The sequence below is a fragment of the Janthinobacterium sp. OK676 genome (assembly GCF_900103595.1).
Classification (GTDB): Bacteria; Pseudomonadota; Gammaproteobacteria; order Burkholderiales; family Burkholderiaceae_D; genus Janthinobacterium.
On record NZ_FNHA01000002.1, the window covers coordinates 234966 to 258628 of the forward strand.

17 protein-coding genes and 1 pseudogene are annotated in these 23663 nt (G+C 65.4%); 12 read left to right on the forward strand and 6 right to left on the reverse strand.

Annotated elements, in window-relative coordinates:
- Positions 1-50: 50 nt before the first annotated feature.
- Entirely contained in the window at positions 51-566 is a 516-nt protein-coding gene (locus tag BLU39_RS04695; RefSeq protein ID WP_092710395.1) for an NADPH-dependent FMN reductase, read from the forward strand.
- A 58-nt stretch (positions 567-624) separates the two neighbouring features.
- On the opposite strand, the gene BLU39_RS04700 is transcribed toward BLU39_RS04695, so the two are convergent.
- From BLU39_RS04700 to BLU39_RS04715, 4 genes are all read right to left on the reverse strand, one after another.
- Positions 625-2331, reverse strand: a complete 1707-nt coding sequence (locus BLU39_RS04700; protein WP_092710398.1) for a lactate permease LctP family transporter — start codon at positions 2329-2331, stop codon at positions 625-627.
- 93 nt (positions 2332-2424) lie between these two features.
- Entirely contained in the window at positions 2425-3870 is a 1446-nt protein-coding gene (locus BLU39_RS04705) for a LutB/LldF family L-lactate oxidation iron-sulfur protein (protein ID WP_092710400.1), read from the reverse strand.
- Complete coding sequence (locus BLU39_RS04710; RefSeq protein ID WP_092710403.1) at positions 3867-4583, reverse strand: LutC/YkgG family protein; 717 nt, start codon at positions 4581-4583, stop codon at positions 3867-3869. Before BLU39_RS04710 ends, BLU39_RS04705 begins: the two co-directional genes overlap by 4 nt.
- A complete protein-coding gene (locus BLU39_RS04715) occupies positions 4580-5383 on the reverse strand; it encodes a (Fe-S)-binding protein (protein ID WP_092710405.1) in 804 nt (267 codons plus the stop codon). The genes BLU39_RS04710 and BLU39_RS04715 overlap by 4 nt, the downstream gene beginning before the upstream one ends.
- A 140-nt stretch (positions 5384-5523) precedes the next feature.
- Here BLU39_RS04715 and BLU39_RS04720 point away from each other — a divergent pair, with 140 nt between their 5' ends.
- The 6 genes from BLU39_RS04720 (at position 5524) to BLU39_RS04745 (ending at position 12067) form a co-directional block, all read left to right on the forward strand.
- The gene (locus BLU39_RS04720; RefSeq protein ID WP_175539213.1) at positions 5524-6234 is read left to right on the forward strand and encodes a FadR/GntR family transcriptional regulator; all 711 of its coding nucleotides are present in this window, start codon (positions 5524-5526) and stop codon (positions 6232-6234) included.
- A gap of 141 nt (positions 6235-6375) precedes the next feature.
- The gene (locus tag BLU39_RS04725) at positions 6376-7362 is read left to right on the forward strand and encodes a GGDEF domain-containing protein (RefSeq protein WP_232731159.1); all 987 of its coding nucleotides are present in this window, start codon (positions 6376-6378) and stop codon (positions 7360-7362) included.
- A gap of 82 nt (positions 7363-7444) precedes the next feature.
- Positions 7445-8464 carry a helix-turn-helix transcriptional regulator gene (locus BLU39_RS04730; protein ID WP_092710411.1) on the forward strand — a complete coding sequence of 340 codons (1020 nt, stop codon included), beginning with the start codon at positions 7445-7447 and terminating at the stop codon, positions 8462-8464.
- A 63-nt stretch (positions 8465-8527) separates the two neighbouring features.
- Positions 8528-8941, forward strand: coding sequence for a hypothetical protein (locus BLU39_RS04735; RefSeq protein WP_092710413.1), 414 nt, complete (start codon positions 8528-8530; stop codon positions 8939-8941).
- Positions 8942-9182: 241 nt separating this feature from the next.
- Positions 9183-9974, forward strand: a complete 792-nt coding sequence (locus tag BLU39_RS04740) for a TorF family putative porin (RefSeq protein WP_092710416.1) — start codon at positions 9183-9185, stop codon at positions 9972-9974.
- A 32-nt stretch (positions 9975-10006) separates the two neighbouring features.
- Positions 10007-12067, forward strand: a complete 2061-nt coding sequence (locus tag BLU39_RS04745; protein ID WP_092710418.1) for a methyl-accepting chemotaxis protein — start codon at positions 10007-10009, stop codon at positions 12065-12067.
- Here BLU39_RS04745 and BLU39_RS04750 read toward each other — a convergent pair.
- The gene (locus tag BLU39_RS04750) at positions 12064-12357 is read right to left on the reverse strand and encodes a hypothetical protein (RefSeq protein WP_139178161.1); all 294 of its coding nucleotides are present in this window, start codon (positions 12355-12357) and stop codon (positions 12064-12066) included. The genes BLU39_RS04745 and BLU39_RS04750 overlap by 4 nt on opposite strands.
- Before the next feature lie 86 nt (positions 12358-12443).
- Between BLU39_RS04750 and BLU39_RS04755 the strand changes: the two genes are divergently transcribed.
- The gene (locus tag BLU39_RS04755) at positions 12444-13472 is read left to right on the forward strand and encodes an acyl-CoA dehydrogenase family protein (RefSeq protein ID WP_092710423.1); all 1029 of its coding nucleotides are present in this window, start codon (positions 12444-12446) and stop codon (positions 13470-13472) included.
- 108 nt (positions 13473-13580) lie between these two features.
- Positions 13581-14548 (forward strand): annotated as a pseudogene (locus tag BLU39_RS04760) (IS1595 family transposase).
- Positions 14549-14606: 58 nt separating this feature from the next.
- Here BLU39_RS04760 and BLU39_RS04765 read toward each other — a convergent pair.
- Positions 14607-21416, reverse strand: a complete 6810-nt coding sequence (locus BLU39_RS04765) for a putative Ig domain-containing protein (protein WP_175539214.1) — start codon at positions 21414-21416, stop codon at positions 14607-14609.
- Positions 21417-21953: 537 nt separating this feature from the next.
- On the opposite strand from BLU39_RS04765, the gene BLU39_RS04770 reads away from it, so the two are divergent.
- From BLU39_RS04770 to BLU39_RS04780, 3 genes are read left to right on the forward strand one after another with little or no spacing between them, the layout of a single operon-like run.
- Positions 21954-22487, forward strand: a complete 534-nt coding sequence (locus BLU39_RS04770; RefSeq protein WP_314607724.1) for a phage tail protein — start codon at positions 21954-21956, stop codon at positions 22485-22487.
- Between the two features lie 30 nt (positions 22488-22517).
- Positions 22518-23051 carry a phage tail protein gene (locus BLU39_RS04775; RefSeq protein WP_092710429.1) on the forward strand — a complete coding sequence of 178 codons (534 nt, stop codon included), beginning with the start codon at positions 22518-22520 and terminating at the stop codon, positions 23049-23051.
- A gap of 48 nt (positions 23052-23099) precedes the next feature.
- On the forward strand, positions 23100-23633 hold the full coding sequence (locus BLU39_RS04780; protein ID WP_092710431.1) for a phage tail protein: 534 nt from the start codon (positions 23100-23102) through the stop codon (positions 23631-23633).
- Positions 23634-23663 lie beyond the last annotated feature (30 nt).

A 23663-nucleotide genomic window follows, 5' to 3' on the forward strand; every position in this document is an offset into this window, starting at 1 on the left:
GCCTTGCGCTTGAGCACAGGATGGGCTATACAGGCGGGATGCATACGCCCATGACCATTCTCGCCATCGCCGGCAGCCTGCGTGCTGCCTCGCTGAACACCGCCCTGCTGCGCGCCATCGCCGGGCTTGCGCCACCGCCATTCGACATCCGCATCTATTCGGGACTCGGTGAGTTACCGCTGTTCAATCCCGACCTCGACGCCGACAGCCTGCCGGCCGTGACGGGCCTGCGCGACGCCATCCTGGCGGCCGACGTGCTGATGCTGGCCAGCCCCGAATACGCGCATGGCGTGAGCGGCCCCATGAAAAACGCGCTGGACTGGATGGTGGGAAATGAATCGTTCATCGACAAGCCGCTGGTGCTGCTGAACGCCTCGCCGCGCGCCACGCATGCGCAGGCGGCCTTGCGCGAAACGGTGCGCACCATGTCGGCGCGCCTGATCGACGACGCTTGCATCAGCCTGCCCCTGCTGGGGTCGGGTCTCGATGCGGAAGGCATCGCCGCGGACCCGGCATTGCGCCGGGCCATCCTCGCCATGTTGCAGTGCATCAGGTCATTTTCATGACCTTCTGCACGTTTTACTATCAATTCATCTAGTTTTACTACGTACTTCTACGGACCGCTCAATGCGGGATCATGCCGGTGAACACGTAGGCCTGCAGCATGGTGATGATGCCGATGATGACGGCAAACAACAGGCTGTGCTTCAAGGTGAAACGGAACAGGTCCGATTCCTTGCCCACGAGGCCGGTCGCCGCGCAGGCGACGGCGATCGACTGGGGCGAAATCATCTTCGCCGTCACGCCGCCCGTCGTATTGGCCGCCACCATCAGGGTGTCGGACACGCCGATCTGGTGCGCCGTCGTGTTTTGCAGGGAGCAGAACAAGGCGTTCGACGAGGTGTCGGAACCCGTCAGGAAAACGCCCAGCCAGCCCAGGAACGGCGAGAAGAACGGGAAGGCGGCGCCGCTGCCGGCCAGCAGCAGGGCCAGAGTGGACGACATGCCCGAGTAATTGGCGACAAAGGCAAACGCCAGCACCAGACCGATCGACAGCACGGGACGGCGCAATTCCACGATCGTTTCCACAAACGCCTTCCAACCATCGCGCGGCTTCATGCGCAGCATCAGCATCGACAGCACGGCCGTCAGCAAAATCGCCGTGCCCACGGCCGACAGCAGATCGAGCTTGAACACGGCGTCGTACGCCTTCGGCTCCGCCACGATGGGCATGGTCTTCATCACCAGCTTGTCGAGATAGGGCACGTGGATCTTGATGACCAGGCCGGACAAGGCGCCGCCGGCGGCGAACAGGGCCTTGAAGCCGGGCAGGCTCCACACGGTGACGATGGCCGTCAGCAGACCGAACGGCGCCCAGGCGCGCATGGTCTGCGCCATCGTGTAGGGCGAGGCGGCGCGGTTGCCGGCACCGCGCACGGCCCCAGCACCGCCCGCACCGCCGAAGCCGGACAGCGCAGCCGTACCGCCGCCGACGGCGTGCGCCACTTTCGCATTCTTCGGCTGCCACACTTTCAGGAACAGGGTCAGCGACACGAGGCTGACGAGGGCCGAGGTGATGTCCGGCAGTTCAGGGCCGATATGGTTGGACGTGAAATACTGCGTGACGGCAAAGCTCAAGCCCGTCACCAGCGCGGCCGGCCACACCTCGCGCACGCCGCGGAATCCATCCATCATGAACACCAGCCAGAACGGCACCAGCAGCGACAGCAGCGGCAACTGGCGGCCCGCCATGGCGCCGATCAGGAAGGGGTCGATGCCCGTCACCTGGCCCGCCACGATGATGGGGATGCCCATGGCGCCGAAGGCCACGGGCGCCGTGTTGGCGATCAGGCACAGGCCCGCCGCGTACAGCGGATTGAAGCCCAGGCCCACCAGCAAGGCCGACGTGATCGCCACGGGCGCGCCGAAACCGGCCGCCCCTTCCAGGAAGGCGCCGAAGGCAAAGCCGATCAACAGCACCTGCAGGCGCTGGTCGTCCGTGACCGACAGCACGGAGGCGCGGATGATGTCGATCTGCCCCGTTTTGACGACGATCTTGTACAGGAAGACGGCTGTGACGATGATCCAGGCGATCGGCCACAAGCCGTACGCAAAACCGTAGCCGGCCGCCGCCAGCGCCTGCGGCACGGGCATGCCATACGCGAAGATGGCCACGGCCAGCGCCAGCGCCAGGGTAACGGCGGCGGCCACGTGGCCCTTGATGCGCAGCGCCGCCAGGGCGATGAAAAAGAAAATGATGGGAACGGCTGCCGCCAGCGACGACAGCCACAGGCTGCCGAGCGGTGTATAAAGTTGGGTCCAGGTTTGCATGTCGGGTCTCCTCCGGTGGATGCGGGTTAAATGAAAAAACGGCTTTTGATGTAATTGTGTGTAGCGTGTTTTTTGCGGTGCTCCGGGAACGGGCTATTCTTCCTGCCCCCGTGCATTGAGCAGGTCGGCCAGGCTGCGCGGCGCCGGCGTCAAGGGCTTGCGGTGCTGCGTCCAGCCCAGCTGCTTGCGCGGTGCCAGCATGCGCAGCCGCGTGGCGGCCCAGCGGAACAGACGGTAGCTGGCGGGGTGTGCGAAGGCGCCGCTCCAGAAGCGCCAGATCAGGCTTTCGCCGCGGCTGAACTTGGCGCCCTGCCCGCGCAGCGGATGGCTGACTTCTTCATGCGGATTGCGGTTCGCTTCCGTGCGCAGGCGCACCAGCAGCTGCGGAATCGGGATGCGCACGGGGCACACTTCGCCGCAGGCGCCGCACAGGCTTGATGCGGTGGCCAGGTCCGCCGTCGCGTCGAGTCCCAGCAAATGCGGCGAGATGATCTTGCCGATCGGCCCCGGATACGTGGTGCCGTAGGCGTGGCCGCCGATGCGCGTGTAGACGGGACAGTGGTTCATGCAGGCGCCGCAGCGTATGCATTGCAGGGTGGCGCGCAGCTGCTCGTCGGCGTAGGCCTGGCTGCGGCCGTTGTCGAGCAAGACCAGGTGCACTTCGCGCGGCCCGTCCTTTTCACCGGCGCGGCGCGGGCCGGAAATCAGGTTGAAATACGTGGTGATGGCCTGGCCCGTGGCCGAGCGCGTCAGGAGGCTGGCCAGCGGCACGATATGTTCGAGCTTGGCCACCACTTTTTCCATGCCCATGATGGCGATGTGCACGTCCGGCACGGACGTCGTCAGGCGGCCATTGCCCTCGTTTTCCACCAGCCACAGGGTGCCCGTGTCGGCCGCCGCGAAATTCACGCCCGACAGGCCGATATCGGCGTCGACGAAGGCCTGGCGCAGGGCGCGCCGTCCAGTCTGGATCAGGCTGTCGACGTCTTCCGTGTAGGGCGCGTCGGGGATATGCTCGGCGAACAGGCCGGCGATATCCGCCTTCGTCTTGTGAATGGCCGGCATGACGATGTGCGACGGTTTTTCGCCGGCCAGCTGCACGATGTACTCGCCCATGTCCGATTCCAGGCACGTCATGCCGCGCGCTTCCAGATAGTGATTGAGCTCGATTTCCTCGCTGGCCATCGACTTGCCCTTGATGAAGCGCGTCGCCTGATTGCGCTGGGCGATGGCGTGGATGATGGCGTTGGCCTGTTCGCCATCCTCGGCCCAGTGCACGTGCACGCCGGCCGCCGTCAGCTTGTCTTCCAGCTGCACCAGCAAATCGGGCAGGCGCGCCAGCGCGTGCCGGCGCACGGCTTCGCCGATGTCGCGCAGGCGTTCCAGTTCGTCACCATCGGGGAATTGCGTCTTGCGCTTGTCCTGTAAAAAATCCATGGCGCCGCGAAAGCTCTGGCGCAGTTTCGGGTCGTCCAGCGCGGCGCGGGCGCGCGCGTGGAAGTCGGCCGGCGTGACGAATTGCAGGGGCTTGGCATTCATGGCTGGCCTCCTTCATGGGCAGATAAATCATCGATGATCAACACCCACAACCAGCGCGGGCCGTGCGCGCCATAGGCCAGCGTTTGCTGGATGTCGGAGGTTTTCGAGGGACCCGACACCAGCACCAGATTGGCCGGCATGCCGTCGCACCAGCGCTCGGCGCGCGCCGCCGCATGCAAGTCCACGTGCAGGCTGCTGGCGTACACGAGGCAGATATGCAGGGGCGGCGCCAGGGACACCGTGCGCGGCGTGGCCGCATCGGGCGCGATGACCAGGGTGCCCGTGGCGGCGATGCCGGAACGCGCGACGGTGAACCCCGCGTCGACGGTGTCGAACAGCTCACTTTTCCACTGCGCCAGCGGACGCGCGAATGACAACGTCTCCACGCCAGCCGGCAGGGCGGCGCGCAAGGCCTGCCCTTCGGCGCTGCCGGCATCGAGCAGCAAACGGCGCACGCCGTGTTCACCGAGGCGCTGCGCCAGCAAGGCGGGCCAGGCCTCGCTACTGATGCAATCGACCTCCGCATGCGAGGCGCGCAAGGCGGCCTGCATGGCGTCTATCCTGTCCCGTGCCGGCAGCGGCGCGGCGGCGCGGCGCGCCAGGTAGTGCTGGTCGATGGCCGCATCGATGGCATCCACCGCTTCGGGTGCGGCGGGCGCGGCGGCGCGCAGGCGCCCCAGCATGCGTTCGCGGGCGGTCAAGGCTGCGCTCATGCCGCGCCTCCCGTGCGGCGCCACAGGAAGCTGGCCATATGCTCGACGGCCAGCGGCGCGCCCTGGTGCTGCGCGGCGTGACCGATATTGAGCAGGCAGCCGCAGTCGGCCGAGACGAGCCGGTCGCAGCCCGTGGCGCAGGCCGAGGCGATCTTGTCGCTGACCATGGCGCCGGAAATATCGGGGTGTTTTAGTGAGAACGTGCCGCCGAAGCCGCAGCATTCGGATTCGCGCTGGTGTTCGATGCGCGTCACGCCGGGCAAGGCGTCGACCAGGGCCACGCCGTGGGTGCGCGTGCCCATTTCGCGGCGCGCCCCGCACGAGGTATGCAGCACCACCTTTTCATCGGCCTGCGCGGCGGCACCCATACTGCCAAGATCGAGCTGCAGCACGCAGACGAGAAATTCGCTCAGTTCATATACACGTTCGGCCAGTTCCGCCGCCTTGGGGCCGGCGACGGGATCGTCCTGGAACAGCTGCGGCCAGTGGTGGCGCATCATGCCAGCGCAGGAACCGGACGGCACGATCACGGGCCACGGCTGCGCAAACAGGTCGAGCTGGGCGCGGGCCACGGCGCGCGCCTGTTCCGGATTGCCGCTGCTGTAGGCGGGCTGGCCGCAGCAGCTCTGGCCGCGCGGATAATGCACCAGCAAGCCTTCCCGCTCCAGCAGACGCACCGCGTCGAGGCCCGCCTGCGGCACGAACAGGTCGACGAGGCAGGTGGCGAACAGGTACACCTGTGGCGGTGGCGATGGATAGTGGCGTGACTGGCGCGAGTCTGGCTGCGATTCTGGCGGCATGGCTGTGTCTCCCCGGCGCTCTGTGTGTTGCTGCGGCGCCGCTGTGTGTTGTTAAGAATGACCGGTTCACGCATAATTCCAGCTTCCGCAAGCCACTTCAAATTGCTCGGACCACTTTAAAACAACACCGGAAGACATCGATGGCGACAGGCATGCAAACGCGGGGCAGGGTCGAGATGGTGATGCGCAGGCTGGAAACGGCGCTGCTGGACGGCAGCTTGCCGGCGGGTGCGCAACTGCCGGCCGAGCGCCTGCTGGCGCAGCAATATGAGGTCTCGCGCAACACCGTGCGCGAAGCCGTGCAGCGGCTGGCGGCGCGGGGTCTCGTGCGCAGCCGTCGCGGCGCCGGCGTGTTCGTCACGGATCAATTACGCACCGGCATGGCTTCGCCGTGGAGCCAGCTGGTGGCCGACCACCCCGCCCTGCGCGACGACATCCTGGAATTTCGCCGCGTGCTGGAAGGGGCGACGGCCTACTTTGCGGCGCAGCGGGCCAGCGGCGGTGAGCGCGCGCAGATCATGGCGCTGCTGGCCGAACTGGAACAGGCACGCGCCAGCGACGACAAGCACGGCGAGGCGCAGGCCGACGCGCGGCTGCATGAAGTCATCGCGCAGGCCTCGCACAACACCATGTTTTTGCACCTGCACACCAGCATCATCGGCATGCTGCGCGAACACATCACCATCAATGGCACGGGCTTGCGCCAGCAGGACGAGGCCACCTCGCTGCACCTGCTGTCGCAGCACCGCACCCTGTGCGAGGCGATCTGCGCCAGCCAGCCCGAGGAAGCGCGCACGGCCATGCAAAGCCACATCGACTTCGTGCGCACGCGCGTCACCAGTGACGAATAAGGGCTGCTGGTAGGACCAATCTGATAGGCAGCATGATGGGCAACGCGTCGCGGCTTGTCGCAGGGTCGGGCAAGAATGGGGTCCCGATTCGCTATCCGACAGGTTTCCATGCATTTGCACCATGCAACTGACGATATCCGCATGCCGGCGCCGCTTCCCTTGCTGGCGCTGCATGCCGGCGCCAGCGCCACCCTTGCCACCGCGCTGCTGCCGCCCGGCGGCTGGCCGCTGGCCCTGGCCTGCTGCCTGGCCATCCTGGCCATGCTGCTGCGGGCCTGGCACGCGCCTGCCGCAAGGCCGGGCCGCCCCGCCTCCGCTACCGCGCTGCTGGCGCTGGACCTGCTCGTGTTCCTGCTCTGCTATGCATTGCGCGAGACCGATGCAAGCTGGCACGCAACCGCCTTTTGCATCCTGCTCGTCGCGCCCTATGCCGGCGTCACGCCGCATCTGCTGGCCGGCACCGGCCTGGCCATCGTGGCGAGCCTGGCCTGGCTCGGCATGCAGGATGACTTTCAAGCCGGCAACGCCGCCAACTTGCTGCTGCTCAACCTGACCGGCCTGTGCGCCGGCCATGGCCAGCAGCGCCAGCGCCGAGCACGCATCCTGCAACACGCCATCCTCGCCGAACAGGCCGTGCGCGACCACCTGACCGGCTGCTACAACCGCCGCTACCTCGACGAGCACCTGCTGGGCGCCGAACTTGCGCGCTCACAACGTCATGGCCTGTGCCTGACGGCCATCCTGTGCGATATCGATCACTTCAAGCGCATCAACGACGCCCACGGTCATGCCGCAGGCGATGCCGTGCTGCGCACCTTTGCCGCCCTGCTCGGCAACGCCACGCGCCATGGCATCGACAGCGTGGTGCGCCACGGCGGCGAAGAGTTCCTGCTGATCCTGCCCGAAACGGACCTGACTGGCGGCGTGCGCCTGGCCGAACGCCTGCGCGACGGCTTGGCACAGCACATCGGGACGACGGCCAGCTTCGGCGTGGTCACGCTCGCGTGTGCGCCGGACAGCCAGGCGCCCTGCGCTGCCACCCTGGTCAATGCTGCCGACCGCCTGCTGTACCAGGCCAAGCACGCGGGGCGCAATTGCGTCAGGGCAGCCATGCTGGACGCCCTGTAATTGCCATCGAATCAATGTTACCATTCGTTAACTTGTGTACTTATCAGTACACATCCTGCCATTGACATCGAACGGAACCACCATGTCTGAACACACGACCCGCCCTTCCACCATCATGCGCCAATGGCAAATGCTGCGCCTGATACCGCCAGCGCCACGCACCATCACCGTCGCCGAATTGCACGACAAGCTCAAGGCCATCGACTTTGCCATCGGCATCCGCACCATCCAGCGCGACTTGCTCGACCTGGCCGAAATTTTCCCGCTGACCATGCCAGCCGATAGCAAGCCGTTTGGCTGGTGCTGGATGGAAAATGCGGCGCGCATGGACATGCCGGGCCTGTCGACGCCGGCCGCGCTGACCCTGGCCCTGATGGAGCAGCACATGCGCCATGCGTTGCCGCCATCCACCCTGGACAGCATGCAGCCGTATTTCAGCGCGGCGCGCCAGACCCTGAACGCGGCCAGCGAGCGTGCCAGCGCGTCTGCCTGGCTGGACAAGATACGTGTCATCGCCCCCATGCAGCGGCTGCTGGCGCCCGACATCGACGAAGCTTGCCAACGCACCGTGTATGAAGCGCTGATGCAGAACCGCCAGCTCAAGCTGAGCTACAAGAAGCGCGACAACGACAAGCTCGTCAGCTATGACGCCGTCCATCCGCTGGCCATCGTGCAGCGCGGCCAGTTGCTCTACCTGGTATGCCTGTTTGCCGACTACAACGATGTGCGCACCCTGGTCCTGCACCGCGTGCAGCAGGCGGAAATGCTCTTCCTTACCGCGCGCGCGCAGCCAGGCTTCGACATCGATGCCTATATTGCTTCGGGCGCCATGGGCATCCGCGATGGCGAACCGCTGCTGCTCGAAGCCGTGTTTGCCCGTCGCAGCGGCGAGCACCTGTACGAGACACCGCTGAGCGCGGACCAGCAATTGCGGGAGCGCGCCGACGGCTCGCTGCACCTGACCGCCACCGTGCCCAGCACCCGCGAACTGCAATGGTGGTTGCTGGGCCTGGGCGATGGCGTGGAAGTGCTGGCGCCCGCCGCGCTGCGCGAACAGATGAAAAGCACCATCGCCAGCATGGCCAGCCGCTACGCCGCCTGACGATGGACCCCGGCGGCCGCAAAAACTGCTACCATCGCGCGCCGCCAACTGATCCCTCCCGCCATGACCGTCCTCGCCCACACCCATCCGCTGGTGCGCCAGCTGGAAAACGACTTGCTGCCGCTGTTCCGCGCCGCCCTGCCGCCGCTGGCGGCCGCCGCGCCACGGGCGCTCGCCTCCGTCTTCGCCTTTTCCAGCGGCACGGCCAGCGCCTTCCAGGATTATCACTTCGGCATTTCCTGCCTGCTCGACGACGTGTCCGACGATGCGCCGGAAGAAGTCGCCCTGCTGGTCAGCGTCACGGGCCTCGAGTCGGATGCCCGGCTCAGCGCCCAGGTCGTGTGGGGCCAGCCATCGGGCCGCGTGGAAATGCAGGCCGAACTGCAGGCGGATGACTTGCCTGCCTTGCATGCCGCCCTGCCCGGCTTGGTGGACGGCTTGACGCAGGCAGCCAGCCGGGGCACCCCAGCCATATGACAGGCGCATGAAAAAGTGCCAAGAAACAACAACTTACGATTTCCGTAGCGCAACTTTATTGACTTCCACTGGCCCCACGCCCTATCCTTCCGGTTACGTTTGGTGAGAATGCCTGCTTGTTCATGCGAGCATGCACACTAGCCACCTTGCCTCCCCAAAAAAGTCCATTCCGCATTTTTATTGCAACCATCAGGGCAACGCGCCTGGACGGCCGCTGCCAGCAAATACGGAGCTGACTGCCATGCCATCGCACCACCATTTTCCTGCCACATCCTTGCTCGGCTGCCTCTTTTTTCTGGCCGCCCTACCCGCGCAGGCCCAGACCACGGACAGCCCTGCCGCCACCTTCAGCGCCAATGCCAGCCTCACCTCGCAATACATTTCGCGCGGCTTTCGCCAGACCTGGGGCAAGCCCGCGCTGCAGGCGGGTGCCGACTACGCGCACCCGAGCGGCTGGTCGCTGGGCACGTGGGCTTCCACCGTCAGCGACCGCTATATCGAGGATGCGACCGTCGAATGGGACGTGTACGGCGGCTACGGCGGCACGGTGGGCGAACTGGGCTATAGCGTGCTCGCCTACTATTACAAATATCCGGGCGCCGTCTACCGCGCCACGGGTGTCAAGTACGACTATGGCGAACTGTCGCTGGGCCTCAGCTACAAGATGCTGTACGCCAAGTACAACCGCACCGTCACGCGCGACTTCTTCGGCATCACGAATGCGCGCGGCACGGGCTACCTGGACGTGGGCGCGAATGTCGACCTGGGCAATGCCTGGACCTTGAACCTGCACGCCGGCGATGGCCGGGTGGCGGGCACGGGCAACGCCATGTGGAACTGGCGCGACGCCAAGGTGGGTGTCACCCGGACCTTCGACGGCGGCTGGAGCCTCAGTGGCGCCGTCACGCGCGCCTGGGGTGCCACCGACGCCTATGACCATTACACCCTGGGCATCCCGAATGCGGCCGGCCAGTTCGACACGTCGAACCCCGCCGCCGCCACCTTCGTGCTGGCCGTCAGCAAGACGTTCTGAACCGACATATCTCCCCATCAAGGAACAGCACCATGCAACTTTCACTGAACAGTAAAATCTGCGTCGCCGCCACCGCGCTCGCCGTCCTCAGCCTCGGCGTCACGGCGGCCGTGATCGGCTACAAGAGCAGCGCCAGCGCCGAAGCGGCCGCGCTGGACCTGGCGCGCACGTCGGCGCGCGAAGTGGCCGGCGCCTTGCAGGCGCGCATCGCCAGCAACCTGTCCAGCGTGTCCAGCCTGGCCGGCGCCATGCGCGGCACCAAGAGCGCCAGCCTGCCCCTGCAGCGCGAACAGATCAATGAACTGACCAAGGCAACGTTGACCAGTTCGGAGGACTTGCTGGGTTCGGCCGTGACGTGGGAGCCGAACGCACTCGACGGCAAGGATGCGGAGTTCGCCAACCAGAAACCGAACTACGACGCCAGCGGCCGCTTCATGCCCTACTGGACGCGGGGCGCCGGCGGCAAGCTGCAGGTCGAGCCCATCGTCTTCGACCCGAAACCGGGCGCCAACGACTGGTATGACGTGCCCAAGCGCACCGGCAAGACCTACTTTACGGAGCCGTACATCTACCCCGTCGATGGCAAGGATGTGCTGATGGCCTCGCTGGTGGCGCCCATCATGATCGACGGCAGCTTCAAGGGCACGGCCAGCGCCGACTTCATGCTCACGCGCCTGGCGAAAATCCTCGCCGACCTGAAAGTGATCGAAGGCGGCAAGCTGGCCCTGATTTCGAACGGCGGCCTGTACGCGAGCCACCCGCTGCCTGAGCGGCTGGGCAAGAAGGCCGACGACGTGCCGGCGGCCGGCCTGGACAAAGTGCGCCAGGGCCAGCCATATGAATACGAGGACGGCAAGGGCTACATCCACTTGCTGCAGCCGCTGCACATCCATCCCGACATCGCGCCCTGGAGCGTGGAGCTGAATTTCCCGAAAAGCGTGGCCACGGCCTCGGCGCGCGACCTGATGGTCTATACCCTGATCGTCGCCCTGCTGTGCGCGGCGGCCACGGCAGGTATTCTGATCCTCGTCGTCAACCAGCTGACGCGCCCGCTGCGCACCCTGGGCCGCACCATGACGGATTTGTCGAGCGGCGACGCCGACCTGCGCGTCAAGCTGGAAGTCAAGGGCACGGACGAGCTGGCCATCATCGGCAAGGGTTTCAACCAGTTCGTGGAAAAAATCCACGCCGTGCTGCTGCAAGTGCAGGCGAGCGCCGACAACGTGGCGCGCGCCAGTGCGGAAATTGCGCAAGGCAATAACGACCTGTCGGCCCGCACGGAGCAGCAGGCCAGTTCGCTGGAAGAAACGGCCGCCTCGGTGGAGGAGCTGACGGGCACGGTGAAGGAAAACGCCGACCATGCGCGCCAGGCGAATCAACTGGCAGCCTCCGCATCCAGCGTGGCGCAAAAGAGCGGCGAAGTGGTCGGCAAGGTGATCGAAACGATGACGTCGATTAACGATTCGTCGAACAAGATCGTCGACATCATCAGCGTCATCGACGGCATCGCCTTCCAGACGAATATCCTGGCCCTGAACGCGGCCGTGGAAGCGGCGCGCGCGGGCGAACAGGGGCGCGGTTTCGCCGTCGTCGCCACGGAAGTACGCAACCTGGCGCAACGCTCGGCGGCTGCCGCCAAAGAGATCAAGCTGCTGATCGACGATTCCGTCGGCAAGGTGGCGGCTGGCAGCAAGCTCGTCGATGAGGCGGGCGGCACCATGGAACAGGTGGTCGACAGCGTGCGCCGTGTCACCGCCATCATGGCCGACATCAGCGTCGCCACCACCGAGCAAAGCGACGGCATCGCCCAGGTCAACCAGGCGCTGGCGCAGATGGATGGCGTGACGCAGCAGAACGCGGCCCTGGTCGAGGAAGCGGCGGCTGCCGCCGAAAGCCTGCAGGACCAGGCCAGCCATTTGGCCGACGTGGTCAGCGTGTTCAAGCTGGGTGCACAGCAACAAATGACACCGCAGGCAGTGCTGGCGGTGACCAAAGTAGCGCCGCCAGCCCGGCGCCTTGCCCCGGTCAAGCCGGCGCCCGCGGAAAGAACGGCAGCCAAGGCGCCGGCCGGTGATGACTGGGAAGAGTTTTAAGCCAGCAACGTGCGCATCGACAAGCTGAACCTGTCCATCCCCGCGTATAGCTTCAACGTCACGGGACCTGGCGTGCCATAGGGGAAGGAGGACGGCAAACACAATGCTGCATCGAATATGAAGGCGGCGCCAGCTGCCTGCTCGACGAAGGCATGCGCCCGGCGCAAACCATCAAAGGTGGCATCTTCTTGCGCGACAACAATCTCTACGCCTTCTCGCATAACGGCAGCAGTTATGTGCCCGACATGCTGTACGTAAAAAATAAGCGCTGGACTTGCTGCGGCGCTCACGGCCTCGAGTCCGTCGGCGACGGTAGGTGTAGAATCGGACGGACATTGCAAAAGCACAAAGCTATCCTGTTTAAAAGGATCTTGTCATGTCGCCCAACGCTTTCTCCCTGCCGTCCGACGCCGCGCTGGCCACCCTGCTACAGCCGCAGGACAGCGCTGTCACCCCCATCGAAGGCTTGCGGCGCCTGCGCGACGCGGGGCTGGACCAGCTGCCCCTGCCCGGCCACGGCGCCACCTTGCGGCGCTGGCAAATGCTGGCCGCCATCGCCGCCATCGACCTCTCCCTGCTCAAGCTGTATGAAGGCCATACGGATGCGCTCGCCATCCTGGCGGACCTCGGTGGCCCCTGCGTGCCGGCCGGCGGCAGCTGGGGCGTCTGGTGCGCGGACGTACCGGACGCGCGCGTGCGCTTGCGGCAGATGGCAGACGGCCGCCATGTGCTCGATGGACGCAAGGCATGGTGTTCCGGCGCGCATGGCCTCGGCCATGCCTTGGTCAGTTGCTGGAACGACGATCACCAAGCTTGCCTTGCCACCGTAGACTTGTCGCAGCCTGCCGTGCACGTCACGGACGAAGGCTGGCAAGCCGCCGGCATGCGTGCCTGCGCCAGCGTGGACGTGACTTTTTCCGCCGCGCGCGCCTTTCCCGTCGGCACGCCGGGCGCCTACCTGAGCCGGCCCGGCTACTGGCATGGCGGCGCCGGCATCGCGGCCGCCTGGTATGGCGCCGCCTGCGCCATCGCCGGCCACCTGCATGCGCGCGCGCAGCACGCCGCCCCCGATCCCGTGCGCCTGGCGCAACTGGGCCAGATCGACTGCGCCTTGCGCGCCGCCGGCGCCCTGCTGCGCGAAGGCGCCGCCGAGATCGACGCGCATCCGCAACGCGACGCCACGGGCCTGGCGCTGCGCCTGCGCCTGGCAGTGGAAGACACGGCCACCCTGGTGCTGCACCTGGCCACGCGGGCGCTGGGCGCCGGCCCATTGTGCCGCGACGCCCATTTCGCGCGTCTGGCGGCCGACCTGCCAGTCTTTCTGCGCCAGAGTCATGCGGAACGCGACCAGGCCGTGCTGGGCGGCATCGTCGCCGGCGCGGAAGAACATCCGTGGAAGCTGTGACGCGCGCGGACAAAAAAATGGCTCTGTCATCGGCAAGTAGGGGAAATGCCGGAATCTTCCTGTGGCCGTGCTGTCTGACTCTGCATACTCACTCTGCGGGAGCCAATCATGCGGCCAGACGAATGGATCACCTTGATTGCGCAGTTTGCCCGGTTGAGCCAACGCCAGCGGCAGGCAGGCATTGCCCTGCTGCATGGCAACCCTCCACACGACGCGACCATCGCGCTGCTGGAAAGTGTGGCCCAGCCGCGATTGGCCTGTCCCGCCTGCCATTCAGACCACTTGCACCGGCACGGCCATGCGCACGGACTGCAGCGCTACCGCTGCGTTCCCTGCGGGCGCACCTTCAATGCGCTCACCGGCACGCCGCTGGCCCGCTTGCGTCACAAGGCGCTGTGGCTCGACTACGCCGATTGTCTGCTGGCATCGGATTCCGTGCGCAAGGCGGCATTGCAGCTGGGCGTGCACCGCAACACCACGTTTCGCTGGCGCCACCGGTTTTTATCGCTGGCAAGGACGGATCGGCCGCACGGCCTGCATGGCATTGCCGAGGCCGACGAGCTGTATCTGCTGGAATCGGAAAAGGGAGCCAAGAAAATGACGCGTCCGGCCCGCCGCCGGGGCGGCCATGCCCACAAGAGCGGCATTTCCAATGAACAGGTCTGCATCCTGGTGGCGCGCGACCGCACTGGCCAGACCCTGGATTTCGTCACGGGCAAAGGGGCGCTGACGCAGGCGCAGCTGCATCGCTGTTTATTGCCCGTCATCGACAAGGACGTGCTGCTGGTCACCGATGGCCATGCCGCCTACCGGGCTTTTGCGAGGGAAGCCGGCATCAGTCATCAGGCCGTCAACTTGCGCGCCGGCATCCGCGTGCAGGGCGCCGCCCATGTGCAGAACGTCAATGCGTATCACAGCCGATTGCGACAATGGCTGGGGCCGTTTCATGCGTGGCGACGCGCCACCTGCCGAACTACCTGGGGTGGCGCTGGATCCTCGACGCCGGGCGCATCCGTTCGCCGGAAACGTTATTGAAGGCAACACTGGGCGCATTCCCACATCTGACGGTGACATAGCCAAAAAAATCGCCGGACCGGATGAACTCCGGGCCGGCGATCAGTGCTGGCTGACTGATTACTTCAATGGCATGGCGATGCCGAACATCACCGACTGGGTACGCCCGCTATCGATGTTCAGATTGCTGTTGTAGTCCAGGGTGAGGGTCATGCCGTTCGACAGCAGCAGCTTGACGCCCAGCCCCGCCGTCCAGTTGCCCGTCTGCTGCGGTACCGTGCGGATCACGTACACGGGGCCGTCGGCCACTAGGTCGGCATATGCCAGGCGCGCATCGTCGGCACCCTGGAACTGGTGGCGATACTCGAGCCGCGCGCGCGGGAACCACGTGCCCAGGCCACCCACATAGATGCCCTCGGCCCGCACGCCGAGCGCGCCGATGCGCGAACGCACGGTCTGCTTGAAGTAGCTCAGGGCGTTGATGCCGCTGGCCTTTTCCGTGTACGGATCAAGTTTGGCCGACATCAGTTCCACTCGGCCGTAGGGCGACCACATCCAGGTGTCGTGGCGCATCTCGATGCCGCCGACCAGCGCGCCGAAGACCTGCTTGCCATCGCGCTCGCCCGTGGCGAAACCACTGCCATCGCTCAGGTAGCGCGACGCGTCGTACTGCAAAGTGCCGTAGCCAAGCACGCCGTCGAGGAAGACACCCTTGCTCGGACGCAGGCTGCCATACACGGCCGCGACGGCGCTGTCGGCCGTGCTGCGGCTGCCGTTCTGGCCCACGTCGCTGCGGTCATGGCTGAAGCCGGCGCCCACGCCCAGGGTCGCCAGGTCGCTGAGACGGTAATCGCCGCCCACGCTCACGCCGTTGGTGCGGAAACGGAAGCCCGTCTCGCGGCCATTCACATAGTGCTGGCCGAAGTCGACCGCACCACCGAGCCACAGAGACAAGGCCTGCTTCTGCGTGTCGGGTTTTTGCGGCATGTCCGGCAAGCCGCTGGTGGCACCGCTGACGTCCACCTGCTGCCGCGCATCGCTGCTGAAACCAGCGGCTGGCTGGCGCAAGGCCGCCTTGCGCATGAACGGTTTCACGGCCATGCCAAACACGCGGTCCGCTTCGTCCGCCTGCCAGCGCGCCAGCGCCGCCGTCGGGTTGCCGCTGTCGTTCGGCGGCGTCAGGCTCAGGCCAAAGCTCGAGCGTCCCCAGCCATCGCCATGCAGGCTTTCCAGGCGCTGCGTGAAGTTCGACAGCTGTGCGCTGGCAAAGCGCCGCGCCGCATCGGCTTGCGCCGCCTGCAGGCCGATCACTTCCGGATCGACCGACGGGTCGCGCCGCGCCGTCACCGTCACGTTGACGACGCCCGGTTTCGAGGTGGCGAAGGCATTGCTGAGGGTATAGCTGACGACGGCCGCGCCGGCGAACTTGCCCGAGGCCGCAAAGCTCAGCTGGTACGACGGCTTGCCGGCCGCGCCCACGTCGCGCACCACGACCTTGCCCGCCTCGGCCGGCGCCACGCTCAGTACATTGGCCGCCGTGAACGGACCGCCCGTTGCGCCCGCCGTCAGGTCGACAGTGACCGTCAGGCCGGCCACTACCGTGACGCTCTGGCTGACCACTTGCGGCATCGGATTGACGGTGATGGTCGATTTCACCGGCGCCGACGTGCCGAACACGTTCGACACGGTGTAGCCGATGCTGATCTCGCCGCTGGTGTTGATGCCTGGCGTGTAGACGATGTCCATGCCGCTGACCGCTGCCGTGCCGCTGGCAGGCTGCGTCGTGATGGCCACGGCCGTGAATGGGCCGCCCGTGGCGCCTTCCGTCACGGGCAAGGTCACGGGCGTGCCGGCCAATACCGTCGCCGTCTTGGCGACAGGTGCCGGCACCGGTTGCGGCGCCACCACAAGGCTGAACGTGGCCGGAGCCGATACGCCGCCAGGGCCCGTCAGCGTATAGCTGAAGCTGTCCGGACCAAAGTAATCCTTGTTCGGCGTGTAGGTGACGATGAAGCGGCTGACAGCGGGAGCCGCGGCAGCGATGCCGCGCGCCAGGCCGGCCATGCGCGCCGACGAAACGATATCGACCCGTCCATGGCTGGGCGGCGTGACGATCGTCACTGCCGTGATGGGGCTGCCGTCGGTTGCATCAATAGTCAGGCTCACTTCCTGGTTCGCCGAGATGGTCGCCGCTTCATTGGCCACGGACGGCGGTGCCTGGTTCACCTGCAGGGTCAAGGCTTGCTGCACCGTGAACTGATGCGCGTCCTTCGCCTGCAAGGTGAAGTTGTAGCTGCCCGCCACCGTCGGCGTGCCGCTGACGGTGCCGGTCGCCGCATCGAGCACCAGGCCCGCCGGCAAGGCGCCGCCGCTCACCGAATAGACGTAAGGCGCGACGCCGCCGCCTGCCGTGAATGGCTGGCTGTACGCGTCGCCGGCGCGGATCGCCGCCAGGCTGCTCGGCGTCAGGGTCAGGGTTGGCGCAGCGACGACCAAGGTATAACTGTTGGTGGCGCTGAACGGCGCCCCCACGCCCGTGCTGCTGTCCGTGACCTTGATGCTGACAGGGAAGCTGCCCGCCACATTGGTGGTGCCGGACAGCACGCCGGTCGCCGCATTCAGGGTCAGGCCGGCAGGCAAGGTACCGCTGCTGATGCTGAAGGTATGCGGCGCCGTGCCGCCCGCCGCCGTGAGGGTTGTGGTATAGGCCAACTCCGCCGTTGGATTGGGCAGGCTGGCTGGCGTCAGGCTGACCGTGGCTGACGCGACAGTCAGCGTATAAGCTTGCGTGCCGGTGAACTGGTGCGCATCTTCCGCCTGCACGGTCAACGTAAAACTGCCGGCCGCCGTCGGCGTGCCACTGAGCAAACCACTGCCGTTCAGGGTCAGGCCCGCAGGCAGGTTGCCGCTCGACACCGTATAGGCATACGGAGCGACGCCGCCGCTGGCCGTCAATTGCTGACTGTAAAGCGTGGCGACTGTCGCCGCCGGCAAGGTGCTTGGCGTCACCGTGATGGCGGGCGCGCCAACGGTCAAGGTATAGCTGTTGGTGGCGCTGAACGGCGCGCCCGTCCCCGTGCTGCTATCGCTAACCTTGATGCTGACAGGGAAGCTGCCGGCCACATTGGTCCTACCGGACAATACGCCCGTGGATGCGTTCAGGCTCAAGCCTGCAGGCAGGCTGCCGCTGGCCAGGCTATAGGTGTACGGCGCCGTACCGCCCGCCGCCGTCAGCGTCGCCGTGTAAACAGCTTCCGCCGTCGGATTGGGCAAGGTCGCTGGCGTCAGGCTGACATTGGCCGATGACACCACCAGAGTATAGCTTTGCGCGCCGGTGAACTGGTGCGCATCGGCCGCCTGCACGGTCAAGGTGACGCTGCCGGCCGCCGTCGGCGTGCCGCCGAGCAGACCGCTGCCGCTCAGGGTCAGGCCCGCTGGCAGGCTGCCGCCCGACACCGTAAAGGCATACGGGGCGATGCCGCCACTGGCCGTCAATTGCTGGCTGTATGCGGTGGCCACTTTTAGCGCCGCCAGCGTTGCCGGAGTCACCGCGATGGTCGGCGCGGCAACGCTCAAGGTATAGCTGTTGGTGGCGCTGAATGGCGCCCCCGTGCCCGTGCTGCTGTCGGTCACCTTGATGCTGACAGGGAAGCTGCCGGCCACATTGGTCGTCCCCGACAATACGCCAGTAGATGCATTCAGGGTCAAGCCCGCAGGCAAGGTGCCGCTGCTGATGCTGAAGGTGTATGGCGCCGTGCCGCCTGTCACCGTCAGGGGCGCGGAATATGTCGCTTCCGCTGTCGCATTAGGCAAGGTGACTGGCGTCAGTGCAACAGTAGGGTTGCCTACCGTTACTGTCACGGTGGCCGGTGGCGAGGTGCCGATACCATTACTGGCCGTGTAGCTAAAACTGTCGGAGCCGGCATAACCAGCCGCTGGCGTATAGGTGATGCTGGTGCCGCTGGCCGTCGCCGTACCATGCGCAGCGGCGGAGGCCACGGCCACCGACGTCGCCGCGCCGCCGCCCAAGCTCAACGTGATCGACGTGGGGCCGCTGCCGTAAGCTACCGTGGCGCTAACGGCGCCGGCAGTCGGCGCACCGGCCGCCACCGTGCCGGAATAGGCGCGCGAGCCCGAATAGGGACCGGCGCCGGTACTGCTGTCAGTCGCTGTGACGGTAAAGCTGTACGCGCCTGCCGCAGTGGGCGTGCCGGACAGGGTACCGTCCGCTGCCAAGACCAAACCTGCGGGCAGGCTGCCAGCCGTTTTGGCATAGGTGTACGTACTGGTTCCGCCGCTGGCGGCTATAGTCTGGCTGTAGGCAACACCGGACGTCATCGCCGGCAGGGTCGTCGGTGCGATGCTGATCGTCGGTGCCGCCACCGTGCCGGAATAGGCGCGCGAGCCCGAATAGGGACCGGCGCCGGTACTGCTGTCGGTCGCTGTGACGGTAAAGCTGTACGCGCCTGCCGCAGTGGGCGTGCCGGACAGGGTACCGTCCGCTGCCAGGGCCAAACCTGCGGGCAGGCTGCCAGCCGTTTTGGCGTAGGTGTACGTACTGGTTCCGCCGCTGGCGGCTATAGTCTGGCTGTAGGCGACACCGGACGTCATCGCCGGCAGGGTCGTCGGTGCGATGCTGATCGTCGGTGCCGCCACCGTCAGCGAATAGGCGCGCGCGCCGGAATATGGGCCGCTGCCCGTCGAACTGTCCGTTGCCCGCACGGTAAAGTTGAAGACGCCGCCCGCCATCGGCGTACCAGACAGCGCGCCGGTGGCGGTATTCAGACTCACCCCGGCCGGCAAGGCGCCGGCGCTGATCGCATAGGTGTATGGCGCGATGCCGTTCGCGGCCGTCACGTTCTGACTGTAGGTCGTCCCTAAGGTCGCTGCTGGCACGGTGCTTGGCGCAATCGTGATGGTGGGTCCGCCGACGGTGATCGTCACGGTGGCCGGTGCTGACGTGCCGCTGCCGTTGGTAGCGGTATAAGTAAAGCTGTCTGGCCCGCCGTAACCTGCCGTCGGCGTGTAGCTGATGCTCGTGCCGGTGGCCGTCGCCGTGCCATGCGCAGCTGTGGACGACACGGCCACCGAGGTCGCGATACCGCCGCTCAGGTTCAGGGTGATCGGATTGGCGCTACTGCCGTACGCCACCGTCGCGCTGACGGCGCCGGCAACGGGTACCGTCACGTAGGTGAACTGGTCCGCCGCACTGGTGGCGCTGGTGCCGCCCGTCGTGGTCACACGCACATCGACCGTGCCCGTGCCGCTTGGCGCCGTCGCCGTGATCTGCGCGGCGCTGTTGACGGTAAAGCCCGTCGCCGCCGTGGCGCCGAAGGTCACCGCCGTCGTGCCGCTAAAGCCCGTGCCGGTAATGATGACCGTGGCGCCCCCGGCAGTTGTGCCGGAGGTTGGGGAAATACCGCTCACCACCGGTGCGCCCACATACGTAAATTGATCGGCGGCGCTGGTGGCGCTGGTGCCGCCCGTCGTGGTCACGCGCACATCGACCGTGCCCGTGCCGCTTGGTGCCGTCGCCGTGATCTGCGTGGCGCTGTTGACGGTAAATCCCGTGGCTGCCGTGGCGCCGAAGGTCACCGCCGTCGTGCCGCTGAAATTCGAACCGGTGATGGTGACCGTGGTGCCGCCCGTCGAGGGACCCGCCGTCGGCGAAATGCTCGTCACCGTCGGTGTTGCCACGTAGGTGTACTGGTTTGCCGCGCTGGTGGCGCTGGTGCCGCCCGTCGTGGTGACGCGCACGTTCACCGTGCCGGCGCTGCCCGCTGGCGCCGTCGCAGTGATCTGCGTGGCACTGTTGACCGTGAAACCCGTCGCCGCCGTGGCGCCGAAGGTCACGGCCGTGGTGCCCGTCAAGCCCGTGCCCGTGATGGTGACGCTGGTGCCGCCGGCGGTAGGCCCTGCCGTCGGCGAAATGCTGGTGACCGTTGGCGCGGGAATATACGTGAACTGGTTGGCGGCGCCAGTGGCACTGGTGCCGCCAGCCGTGGTAACGGTGACGTTCACGGTGCCTGCGCTGCCGGCCGGTGCCGTCGCCGTGATCTGCGTGGCGCTGTTGACGGTATAGCCGGTAGCGTTGGTGGCGCCAAACTTCACCGCCGTGGCGCCCGTAAAGCCGGTACCGGTGATCGTGACGGACGTGCCGCCCGTCGTGGGGCCGGACGCAGGAGACACGCCGGTGATGGTTGGCGGCGGCTGGGCGTTGATCACCAGGGAATAGCTTCTGGACGTGTTGTACGGCCCGTTGCCGCCCGTGACATCCGTCGATTTCATCACAAAGTTATAGGTGCCCAGGGCGGTGGGTGTACCCGATAACAAGCCGCTGGACGACAAGTTCAGGCCAGGCGGCAAACTGCCCGACTCCACCACATACGTATAGGGCGCGGTGCCATTGGAAGTGGACATCTGCTGGCTGTAGGCCACAGACTGCCCGCCAGCCGTCAGCGTGGTCGGCGTGATGGACAAGATCGGTATGGCGATCGACACGGAATAGTTCTTGGTGACGGTCAGCGGCGTGCCGGCCGTCGAATCAGTGACCTTGACGCTGAACACATAGGCACCGGTAGCCGTCACGGTGCCGGAAATCACGCCGCTGGCCGATACGGTGATGCCAGGCGGCAAGGTGCCGGAATCAAACGCGTAGGTATAGGGCGCCACGCCGCCGCTAGCCGACATGGCCTGGCTGTACGGCACGCCGATCACGGGCGCCGTCAAACTGCCCGGCGACACGGTGAAGGCGGCGGAGGGAGGCAAGACGGTCACCGTAAAAGTCACGGCCTTGCTGTCCTCGTCCCACAGAACAAAGCTGTCGGACAGCGCCCCGTCGCCGTTATTGATATAGGTCGCAATACCGGTACCGTTACCGACAAGGCCGGTAATCGTGCCGTGCAGTGCCGTCGCGTCATTGTCCGTCAAGCCAAATTCGCTACAACTCGACAAATCAACCACATAGGAAGCCCCTGAAGCGACGGTAAAACTTCTCTGATTGGGAATACATTTCGTGCTCGGATCACCATTTGCAGCCTGTGCCGGGTTAATGCCGAGCGCCAGCATCATCAGGCACAGCGAAGCGCACCAGTGCACGAATCGGCCGGATACTGGCGGCCTGTCAGCGGCACGATCTGGCATTCGGCCCTTGTTTCGATCAAAAAAAGAAAGCAGGAAAGAAAATGCCGGGCGGGTGGCGACATCGTTGCAAGTGCGCAACATGATTTCTCCAATACAGAGTTTTTCAGATGAAAAAGAAAAGGGAATTCAGGCGGCTATCGAAGCCTGTCCAAGGCTCTTTTACAGGGCCAACAGCTGTTGACGCTTGCCATATGTCAACGTATGCTACTCCGAGATTTCAATAAAGTAACTATGACAAAAAGGGTTTTTCAAAAAACAATATTGATTGCAAACGGAAAATATTATTCCTTTCGCATTTGATGGCATTGCAACCGTGGGAGAGTGATGATGGCTGATGTATATCTGGGACAAATCATGATGAGCGGCTTTGGTTTTGTGCCGCGTGGATTTGCAGCATGTAACGGGCAATTGCTACCAATTGCGCAGAATCAGGCGCTATTTTCACTGCTGGGTACGTACTACGGGGGTAACGGCAGTACCACCTTCGCCTTGCCTAACTTGCAAGGCACCACCCCGGTCGGCGCAGGCAGTTCTGCGGACGGTTCCTGGCAGCCCAGCCCCTACCCGATCGGTACGCGTGCCGGTGCGGAAGCTATCACTTTGACATTAAGTCAGATTCCACCGCATACGCATGCGCTCAATGCCTCGACCGCTCCCGGCACCACGAAGAACCCCACCAACACGCTGTATGGCGGCAGCGGCGCGGAAGCCATCTATGGCACGGCGGGCCCGCAAGTACCCTTGAACAACCAGACATTGGCCCAGACAGGCGGCAACCTGGCGCATACGAATATGCAGCCATTCCAGGTACTCAATTTCAATATCGCCCTGAGCGGCACCTACCCTTCGCGCAACTAACGTGTCCGCCACTTCCCACGGAGCCCAGTCATGTCCACACCCTATGTCGGCGAAATCCGCCTGTTTTCCTTTCCCCGCATTCCCACCGGCTGGTTTGCCTGCGACGGCAGCCTGAAACCGATCTCCGAATACGAAGTGCTGTACATCCTGCTGGGTACCACCTACGGTGGCGACGGCGTCAATACCTTCGGCGTGCCCGACCTGCGCGGCCAGGTTCCCCTGCACCAGGGTACGGGCCCGGGCCTGACGCCACGCGTCATGGGGCAAAAAGGCGGCAGCGAAACGGTGACCTTGCTGCAGACCCAGCTTCCCGCGCATACGCACGTGGTCAGTGCGCTCAGCTCGCTGGCGACGGTGAATACGCCAGCGGCCAACACACAGCTGGCAGCCCCGGTCAATAACGACAAGATGTACACCAGCAGCCTGACTGGCCTCACCACCTATGCATTGGCGCCTGCGGCAACGGGCAGCGCTGGCGGCAACTTGCCGCATGAGAACACCATGCCCACCCTGACGGCGTCATTTTGCATCGCATGGGCAGGCATTTTCCCATCCCAGCAATAACATCAGGCAGGCAAGCGCAGCCCATCAAATCGATCAGGAGAACCTACCGTGACAACACCATACCTTGGCGAAATACAAGTCTTCGGTTTCAATTACACCCCCTACGGCTGGGCCAGCTGCAATGGCGCCACCCTGCAGATACGGCAAAATACCGCGCTGTTTTCATTAATTGGTACGCAATATGGCGGCGACGGGGTCAACACCTTCCAGTTGCCCAACTTCACGGGACGCGCGCCTTGCAGCCAGGGCCAAGGGCCGGGCCTGACACCACGCGTGATGGGCGAAACATTCGGCACCAACACGGTCCAGCTGGACGCCACGCAGATCCCCGCGCACACGCATCAACTGACCTTGAGCCGCCAGACCGATCCCAGCCTGCAACGCAACGTGCCGCAAACGGGCGATGGCCTGACCAGCATCACCGGTACGAACGCCTTCGTGCCGGCGGCAACGCCCAACACCACCTTGTCTCCCCAGGCAGTCGCCTCGGCCGGCAGCGGGCAGGCGCACGAAAATCGCCAGCCCATGCTGGCCCTCAATTTCTGCATCGCCCTGCAAGGCGAGTTTCCCGCGTTTGATTGACGGTTGAACGGCGGACAGGCGGCGCCACAC

What these genes read in the sequence shown, in the direction of transcription:
- BLU39_RS04695 (WP_092710395.1), top strand. Translation starts at nt 51, where the DNA reads ATGACCATTCTCGCCATCGCCGGCAGCCTGCGTGCTGCCTCGCTGAAC.
- BLU39_RS04700 (WP_092710398.1), bottom strand. Translation starts at nt 2,331, where the DNA reads ATGCAAACCTGGACCCAACTTTATACACCGCTCGGCAGCCTGTGGCTG.
- BLU39_RS04705 (WP_092710400.1), bottom strand. Translation starts at nt 3,870, where the DNA reads ATGAATGCCAAGCCCCTGCAATTCGTCACGCCGGCCGACTTCCACGCG.
- BLU39_RS04710 (WP_092710403.1), bottom strand. Translation starts at nt 4,583, where the DNA reads ATGAGCGCAGCCTTGACCGCCCGCGAACGCATGCTGGGGCGCCTGCGC.
- BLU39_RS04715 (WP_092710405.1), bottom strand. Translation starts at nt 5,383, where the DNA reads ATGCCGCCAGAATCGCAGCCAGACTCGCGCCAGTCACGCCACTATCCA.
- BLU39_RS04720 (WP_175539213.1), top strand. Translation starts at nt 5,524, where the DNA reads ATGGCGACAGGCATGCAAACGCGGGGCAGGGTCGAGATGGTGATGCGC.
- BLU39_RS04725 (WP_232731159.1), top strand. Translation starts at nt 6,376, where the DNA reads ATGCCGGCGCCGCTTCCCTTGCTGGCGCTGCATGCCGGCGCCAGCGCC.
- BLU39_RS04730 (WP_092710411.1), top strand. Translation starts at nt 7,445, where the DNA reads ATGTCTGAACACACGACCCGCCCTTCCACCATCATGCGCCAATGGCAA.
- BLU39_RS04735 (WP_092710413.1), top strand. Translation starts at nt 8,528, where the DNA reads ATGACCGTCCTCGCCCACACCCATCCGCTGGTGCGCCAGCTGGAAAAC.
- BLU39_RS04740 (WP_092710416.1), top strand. Translation starts at nt 9,183, where the DNA reads ATGCCATCGCACCACCATTTTCCTGCCACATCCTTGCTCGGCTGCCTC.
- BLU39_RS04745 (WP_092710418.1), top strand. Translation starts at nt 10,007, where the DNA reads ATGCAACTTTCACTGAACAGTAAAATCTGCGTCGCCGCCACCGCGCTC.
- BLU39_RS04755 (WP_092710423.1), top strand. Translation starts at nt 12,444, where the DNA reads ATGTCGCCCAACGCTTTCTCCCTGCCGTCCGACGCCGCGCTGGCCACC.
- BLU39_RS04770 (WP_314607724.1), top strand. Translation starts at nt 21,954, where the DNA reads ATGATGGCTGATGTATATCTGGGACAAATCATGATGAGCGGCTTTGGT.
- BLU39_RS04775 (WP_092710429.1), top strand. Translation starts at nt 22,518, where the DNA reads ATGTCCACACCCTATGTCGGCGAAATCCGCCTGTTTTCCTTTCCCCGC.